6 protein-coding genes are annotated in these 6590 nt (G+C 58.6%); all 6 read left to right on the top strand.

Features of this window, described 5'->3' with window-relative positions; all coding sequences use genetic code 11:
• The first annotated feature begins 239 nt into the window (after positions 1–239).
• Positions 240–707, top strand: coding sequence for a CBS domain-containing protein (locus tag CJ255_RS20605; protein WP_097645959.1), 468 nt, complete (start codon positions 240–242; stop codon positions 705–707).
• Positions 708–751: 44 nt separating this feature from the next.
• Positions 752–1798 carry a pyruvate dehydrogenase (acetyl-transferring) E1 component subunit alpha gene (gene pdhA, locus CJ255_RS20600; protein ID WP_097645958.1) on the top strand — a complete coding sequence of 349 codons (1047 nt, stop codon included), beginning with the start codon at positions 752–754 and terminating at the stop codon, positions 1796–1798.
• A 238-nt stretch (positions 1799–2036) separates the two neighbouring features.
• Positions 2037–3032, top strand: coding sequence for an alpha-ketoacid dehydrogenase subunit beta (locus CJ255_RS20595; protein WP_097645957.1), 996 nt, complete (start codon positions 2037–2039; stop codon positions 3030–3032).
• Positions 3025–4248: a dihydrolipoamide acetyltransferase family protein gene (locus CJ255_RS20590; RefSeq protein WP_097645956.1), complete on the top strand. Its 1224-nt coding sequence runs from the start codon at positions 3025–3027 to the stop codon at positions 4246–4248. Before CJ255_RS20595 ends, CJ255_RS20590 begins: the two co-directional genes overlap by 8 nt.
• A 126-nt stretch (positions 4249–4374) precedes the next feature.
• Entirely contained in the window at positions 4375–5622 is a 1248-nt protein-coding gene (locus CJ255_RS20585; RefSeq protein ID WP_097645955.1) for a glycosyltransferase family 4 protein, read from the top strand.
• Between the two features lie 332 nt (positions 5623–5954).
• Complete coding sequence (locus CJ255_RS20580) at positions 5955–6530, top strand: HD domain-containing protein (RefSeq protein ID WP_097645954.1); 576 nt, start codon at positions 5955–5957, stop codon at positions 6528–6530.
• The last annotated feature ends 60 nt before the right edge of the window (positions 6531–6590 follow it).

Below are 6590 nucleotides of genomic sequence, written 5' to 3'. Positions count from 1 at the left end.
AGCCAGCCTGTCGAAGCCAGCCTGTCGAAGCCAGCCTGTCGAAGCCAGCCTGTCGAAGCCAGCCTGTCGAAGCCAGCGCGCCGTTGGCTTCGACAAGCTCAGCCAACGGCGCGGCCCAGAAATTTTTCGCGCTAACAATCTTTATTTACACCAGATTATTTGTGCAATATATCACAATAATCCCCACTGCCGCCCCTACAGCAAGCCGCCATAGCTACGCAGAGAGGTTACGTCACCCCATGAAAGCCCGCGAGATCATGACCCAAGCGGTCATCAGTATCAATGAAGCAGCCACGGTCGAGGATGCCGCCCGTCTCTTGGCCCGCAATCGCATCAGTGGTCTCCCTGTCGTTAATGCCGAGGGGTTGCTGGTGGGCCTTGTGAGTGAACACGATCTCATTGCCAAGCCGGGGCGTCTGGTGGGTGAGTTGATGACCCGTGGTGTGATTACGATTGGCCTCGATACGGAAGTTGAACAGATCCAGCATCTGCTCACCCATCAGCGCATCCGCCGTGTTCCTGTGGTTGAACATGGTAAGGTAGTGGGCATTGTCAGCCGCTCCGATCTGGTGCGTCAAATTGCGATGCGTTGGGTCTGTGGCGTCTGCGGCGAGAGCGTCCGTGGCCTTGAAGCCCCAAGCGCTTGCCCAAGTTGTGGCGCTGGTACCAGCGCCTTTGTGCATGATGTGGTGCCGCCGGGGATGTAGGTGAGCGGTGAAAGCGCACAAGTTACCCTGAAAGGTGTTCATTCATGACTAAACCAGCCTTAGATAACCATACGGCCCTCAGCGCAGCACAGGTTGCCGAGTTGCGCCACTACTACTACCAGATGGTACTGATGCGCCGCTTTGAGGAGCGCACTAATGAGATGTATGTCAAAGCCAAGATTGGGGGCTATTGCCACCTTAATCTGGGGGAGGAGGCGACCATTGTTGGTTTGATGGCTGCGCTGAAGCCGGAGGACTATATTTTTACCAACTACCGCGAGCATGGCTATATTCTGGCCCGTGGTGTTGCGCCCGGCCCGATTATGGCCGAACTCTTTGGGCGCGAGACGGGTGTCTCTGGGGGGCGCGGCGGCTCGATGCACCTCTTCGATGTCTCTAAGGGCTTTATGGGTGGCTATGCGATTGTGGGGGGCCAAGTGCCCCTTGCCGTTGGTGCCGCCTACGCCCTGCGCTACCAAGAGCAACCTGGGGTCGTTGTGGCCCAGATGGGTGACGCCTCGACCAATATTGGAGCCTTCTACGAATCGCTCAACCTCGCCAAGCTCTGGAAGTGCCCCGTCCTCTTCTTCATTGTCAATAATGGCTATGGCATGGGTTCTACGGTGGAAATGGGCTCCTCCGAGCCCGACCTCTGGAAAAAGGGGGCTTCTTTCCGCGTCCACGGGGAACAGGTGGATGGCACCGATGTCCTAGCTGTCCGCGATGCCGTCCGGCGTCTACGCGACCACGCCGAAGCCACGGGTGAACCCGCAATCCTTGATGTGGTGAGTTTCCGCTTCCGGGGCCACTCGGTAATTGATGCCGACCGCTACCGTGATGCTGAGGAGGTACGTCAGGGCCGCGAGCAGCACGATCCCCTGCGGCACTATGCCACGTGGCTGCAAGACCACGCGCTCGCTGATGATGCGTGGTTTGCAACGCTGGCCGAACAGGTGGAACGCGAAGTGCAAGAGGCGATTGATTTTGCCAATGCTGGCCCAGACCCCAAGATCGAAGATATCTTCACCTACATGTACGCTTCCCCGGTGCCCAATACCCCCGGCCCCGAAGCAGCACGGCGTTTGCTGTAGGGAGGAGGAGTGCGAGGGAAGAGGTACAGAGTATTGCACCACAGAGGCACAGAGAGCACAGAGGGTTTGTAAGTATATAATGCGGAAATGCGCTATTTCCTATTTCCTATTTCCTATTTCCTCCATCCTCCATCCTCCCCTCTGTGTCCTTTGTGCCTCTGTGGTGAACATCTCTGCATCTCTGCCAAAATTCCATACATGAAAGCTCTCCCGCTTTACCACATAGACAAAGGTTCACATGACTACCATAACCTACCGCCAAGCCCTCAATAGTACGTTGGGAGAAGAGCTTGAGCGCGATCCCAAGGTGTTGCTGATGGGCGAAGAGATTGGCATCTTCCAAGGGTCTTATCGTATCACCGAGGGCTTGTTGCAGCGCTTTGGCCCGAAGCGCGTCGTGGATGCGCCGATTGCCGAAGAGGGCTTTGTGGGCGTCGCGATTGGGGCCGCAATGCTCGGCCTGCGCCCAGTGGTTGAGATTATGACCATCAATTTCATCCTGGTCGCCATTGATCAGGTGGTCAACCATGCCTCCAAGATTCACTACATGTTCGGTGGTCAAGTGCGCGTGCCACTGGTCATTCGTACCCCCTCTGGGGGCACCGGCCAGCTTGCGGCTACCCACTCGCAGAGCTTTGAGAATTGGTTTGCCTATTGCCCTGGGCTCAAGGTTGTCGCCCCGGCGACCCCCTATGATGCCAAGGGGTTGCTGCGTGCCGCTATTCGTGACGATGATCCCGTCATCTTTATTGAGAGTCTGGCGCTCTACGATACCAAGGGCGAGGTGCCCGATGAGGATTTTGTGGTGCCGATTGGGGTGGCGGAGGTGAAACGTGCAGGCCACGATGTGACTGTCGTCGCCTATTCACGTATGACCGCCGTGGCACTTCAAGTAGCCCAACGTCTGGCCGAAGAGGGCATTTCGGTTGAAGTGGTAGACCTGCGCTCGCTGCGCCCGCTCGACCGCCCCACGATCATCGCGTCGGTCAAAAAGACCAACCGCGCCGTCGTGATTGCAGAGGACTGGTACTCCTACGGGGTCACTGCCGAGCTGGCAGCCACGATCCAAGAGGATGCGTTCGACTACCTTGATGCGCCCGTGCAGCGTGTCGCCGGACTGGAAGTGCCCCTGCCCTACGCCAAAGACCTCTCCGCCGCCGCCAAGCCCAGCGCCCAAAGCCTGATCAATGCGATTCACCGTGTTTTACACGGAACAAGGAACAACCATGGGTGAAATAACAATGCCCCGGCTCTCCGACACGATGGCGGAGGGTACGGTGGGACGCTGGCTTAAGCAGCCAGGTGATCAGATCCAGGTCGGTGAGATTATCGCCGAGATTGAGACCGATAAGGCGACGATGGAACTGGAGGCCTTTGAGCGGGGTACGCTCCAGCAGATCATTATTGGTGAAGGGCAGACGGTGCCGATTGGTGAAGTGATTGCGCTGATGGGCGATGGCCCAGTGGTGGCGGCAGCGCCGCCGCGTGCGCCTGAAGCCCCTGCGCCCGCAGCCGCGCCCGCAGCCCCCCCTGATCCTGCCCCAGCCCCACAGGCCAAAGAAGAGAACGGGCGGATCCTGGCTTCGCCTCTCGCACGGCGGATCGCCAATGACTTAGGGCTTGACCTGAGCCAGATTGAGGGTAGCGGGCCGGGCGGGCGGATCATTAAAGCCAATGTTGAAACTTTTGCAGCCAAGCAACATAGTGAGTCTGATGCGCCTGCCTCGCCCGCCGTGAGCGCTCCACCAGCCGCCCCAGCCGAAGCCAACATTACGCCCCTCTCGCGCATGCGGAAAGCAATTGCCCGCACCATGAACGAGAGCAAACCGGGTGCGCCCCATATCTATGTGACCATTGAGGTTGCAATGGATGCGTTGCTCAAGCTACGCGAGCAGATCAAAGCGGAGGGCACCCAACTCTCAGTCAACGACTTCGTAGTCAAAGCGGCAGCCCAAGCCCTAACCAAAGTACCCGCGCTCAACACCAGTCTCGTCAGCACTGCCGACGGGCAACTCGCAATTGCCCAGCACCCCGCAATCAACGTGAGTGTTGCGATTGCCCTTGATGACGGCCTGATCGCGCCAGCCATTCGTGACACAGACAAAAAGAGCCTTGGCACGATCAGCACCGAAATCCGCGACCTCGCCGAACGGGCTAGGGCGGGGCGGCTCAAGCAGCACGAACTGGAAGGCGCAACCTTCCAAGTAACTAATCTGGGTATGTTTGGAGTAGTAGAATTCGGCTCAATCATCACTTTACCGCAAGCGGCATCCTTGGCTGTTGGTGCGGTGCGTAGCCTCCCGGTTGTACGGGATAATCAGGTTGTGATTGGCCAGACCATGAACCTTACGCTGAGTGCCGACCACAGAATTGTAGATGGAGCCGTAGCCGCTCGCTACCTCAAAGAGCTACGGGCGCTGTTGGAGCATCCGTTGGCGATACTTATTTGAACTGTTTGTTAGCGCGAATAGTTCTTGAGTTTGCCGGTGCGCCGCTTGGCTTCGACAAGCTCAGCCAGCGGGTGCGCTGGCACGGTGGCTGAGCTTGTCGAAGCCACCTCTGTCCCTCTATAAAATATGCACTTCCTCCATATCAACCAACTCTACAACCCCGCCTCTGGGGCTTCGCGCTACTTTCATGAACTAGGCGCACGCCTTGTAGCTGAGGGCCATCGTGTCACGCTGTTGAGCAGCAACGCCCTTGATCTCGAATATTTCTGGGATGCCCGTCGCCGCCATGTTGATGCAGGTGAAGCATGGCTGGAGGGGGTTCGCATGCTGCGCCTGCCGGTGCAGCGCCTGCCTGGGCCACCAATTGTTTATCCCATCCTACGGCGGCTCATGGTCGAACTGAGCCGCCTGGGGCCACGGACGGTGCCGCTGTTGCAGGCTATGGCCACACTCACCCCGCGCATGGTGGCACTGGAAGACATCCTTGCCAGCCTCAGCGACATAGATCTTGTGCATAGCACCAACATCACGCTCGACTTCGCCCTGCTGCCAGTAGCTCACTGGGCCCAGCAGCGCGACATTCCGCACCTCTGCACCCCTTTCATCCATTTGGGCGAACCAAACAGCCGCCAGATAGTTCAATACTACAGCATGCCCCACCAGATCGCCCTGCTCCGCAAGTGTAGCGCCGTCGCCACCATGACCGAACTAGAACGCAGTTTCCTGATCCAGCTTGGGCTTCAGGCCGAGCGCGTACATGTTGTAGGGGCCGGAGTTGACCCCAGCGAAGTCGGGGGGGGCGACGGCAATGTGTTTCGGGCCCACTACAAGATCAATGGTCCCATCGTACTCAGCCTGGGCGCTGCCGCCTACGACAAAGGCAGCATCCACGTACTCGAAGCACTACGTCGGCTCTGGGCCACAGGCGAAACGGTCACATGGGTACAATGTGGCCCACTCTTAGGCCACTTCGAGCAGCACTACGCCCAACTCAGCCCCAGTGAACAGGCACACACCCGCGTGTTGGGCTACGTAGACGACCAGACGCGCCGCGACGCCCTGGCAGCAGCGACAATCTATGCCCAACCATCGCGCACCGACAGCTTCGGCATCGCCTACCTGGAAGCGTGGTGTTACGGCCTTTCAGTCATTGGCGCGCATGCAGGCGGCGTACCCGCCGTCATCCGCGACGGACAGGACGGCCTGTTGATACCCTTCGGCGACATCAGCGCCCTAAGCGAGGCGTTGCGGCGTCTGCTGCACAACCCAGCCTTAGCACAAACCCTTGGCAGCAACGGCCACCAGCGGGTGCTACGCGAACTCACCTGGGATGCCGCCTACGGACGCATCCGTCGGCTCTACCTTGGGGGGTAGGGGGCGCGACGCGTTGGCTGAGCCTGTCGAAGCCAACGTCGCGGTGGCTTCGACAGGCTCAGCCAACGTCGCGGCCCAAGGCTTCATCGCACTAACAACCATTTCCTACTTTCTCGTTTCTCCACCCTACCCTATGGTACAATTGCGTGGCTAATACCATTTACGATTGTAGATTCCAGATTGCAGATTGCCGAACATGGCGTTCCAATGGGCTTTCGCGTTCTTAATAATGCGGCATGCTCAAGGGTAATTGGTATAAGAACACCCCCTGGGAGTGTACACGGGACTCACCGAAGAGTTATGTTTGGGAAGAATGATGTAAGGAACACCCCATGAATCACCAGGCGGTCGAGGCGCTGACGCTCCTCCAAGGGCAGATTGAGATGCTAAAGCTGTTGCCTCGAACAGGGTGGTTGCAGCGTGGCCTGCGTGATGTCGAGAGTGTTGCTGAACATAGTTTCGGCGTCGCCGCCCTTGCACTGGTCGTCGGCGATCTCTACCCCGATCTGGATCGTGGCCGCGTCTTGGCTATGGCGATTGTACACGATATGGCTGAGGCGTTGATCGGCGATCTGCCCGCTTCGGCTAGTCGCTTGTTGGGTAAGGCGGCAAAGTATGAGGCGGAACGTCGGGCTATGCTTGAACTCTTTGGCCGCTTGCCGCGTGGTGCAGAGTATGTGGCGCTCTGGGAGGAGTATAGTCAGGCGGCGAGCAAAGAGGCCCGCCTGGTGAAAGCGCTGGATCGCTTAGAAATGCTGGCCCAAGCGTTGGCCTATGAGCGTGCAGGAGCTTCTGGCCTGACTGAATTTTGGGAAGAGCGTAATGGCTGGGGTGAGGAGTTCCCAGAGGTGCGAGCGCTCACTGAGTGGCTCTTTGCTGAACATGAGCGGATGAGGCGTGAGGCGTGAGGCGTGAGGCGTGAGGCGTGAGGCGTGAGGCGTGAGGCGTGAGGCGTGAGGCGTGAGGCG

Source organism: Candidatus Viridilinea mediisalina, assembly GCF_002532535.1.
In the GTDB taxonomy this organism is placed as follows: domain Bacteria; phylum Chloroflexota; class Chloroflexia; order Chloroflexales; family Chloroflexaceae; genus Viridilinea; species Viridilinea mediisalina.
Note: the sequence above shows the minus strand (reverse complement) of the source record. Positions and strands in the feature narration are given on the sequence as shown.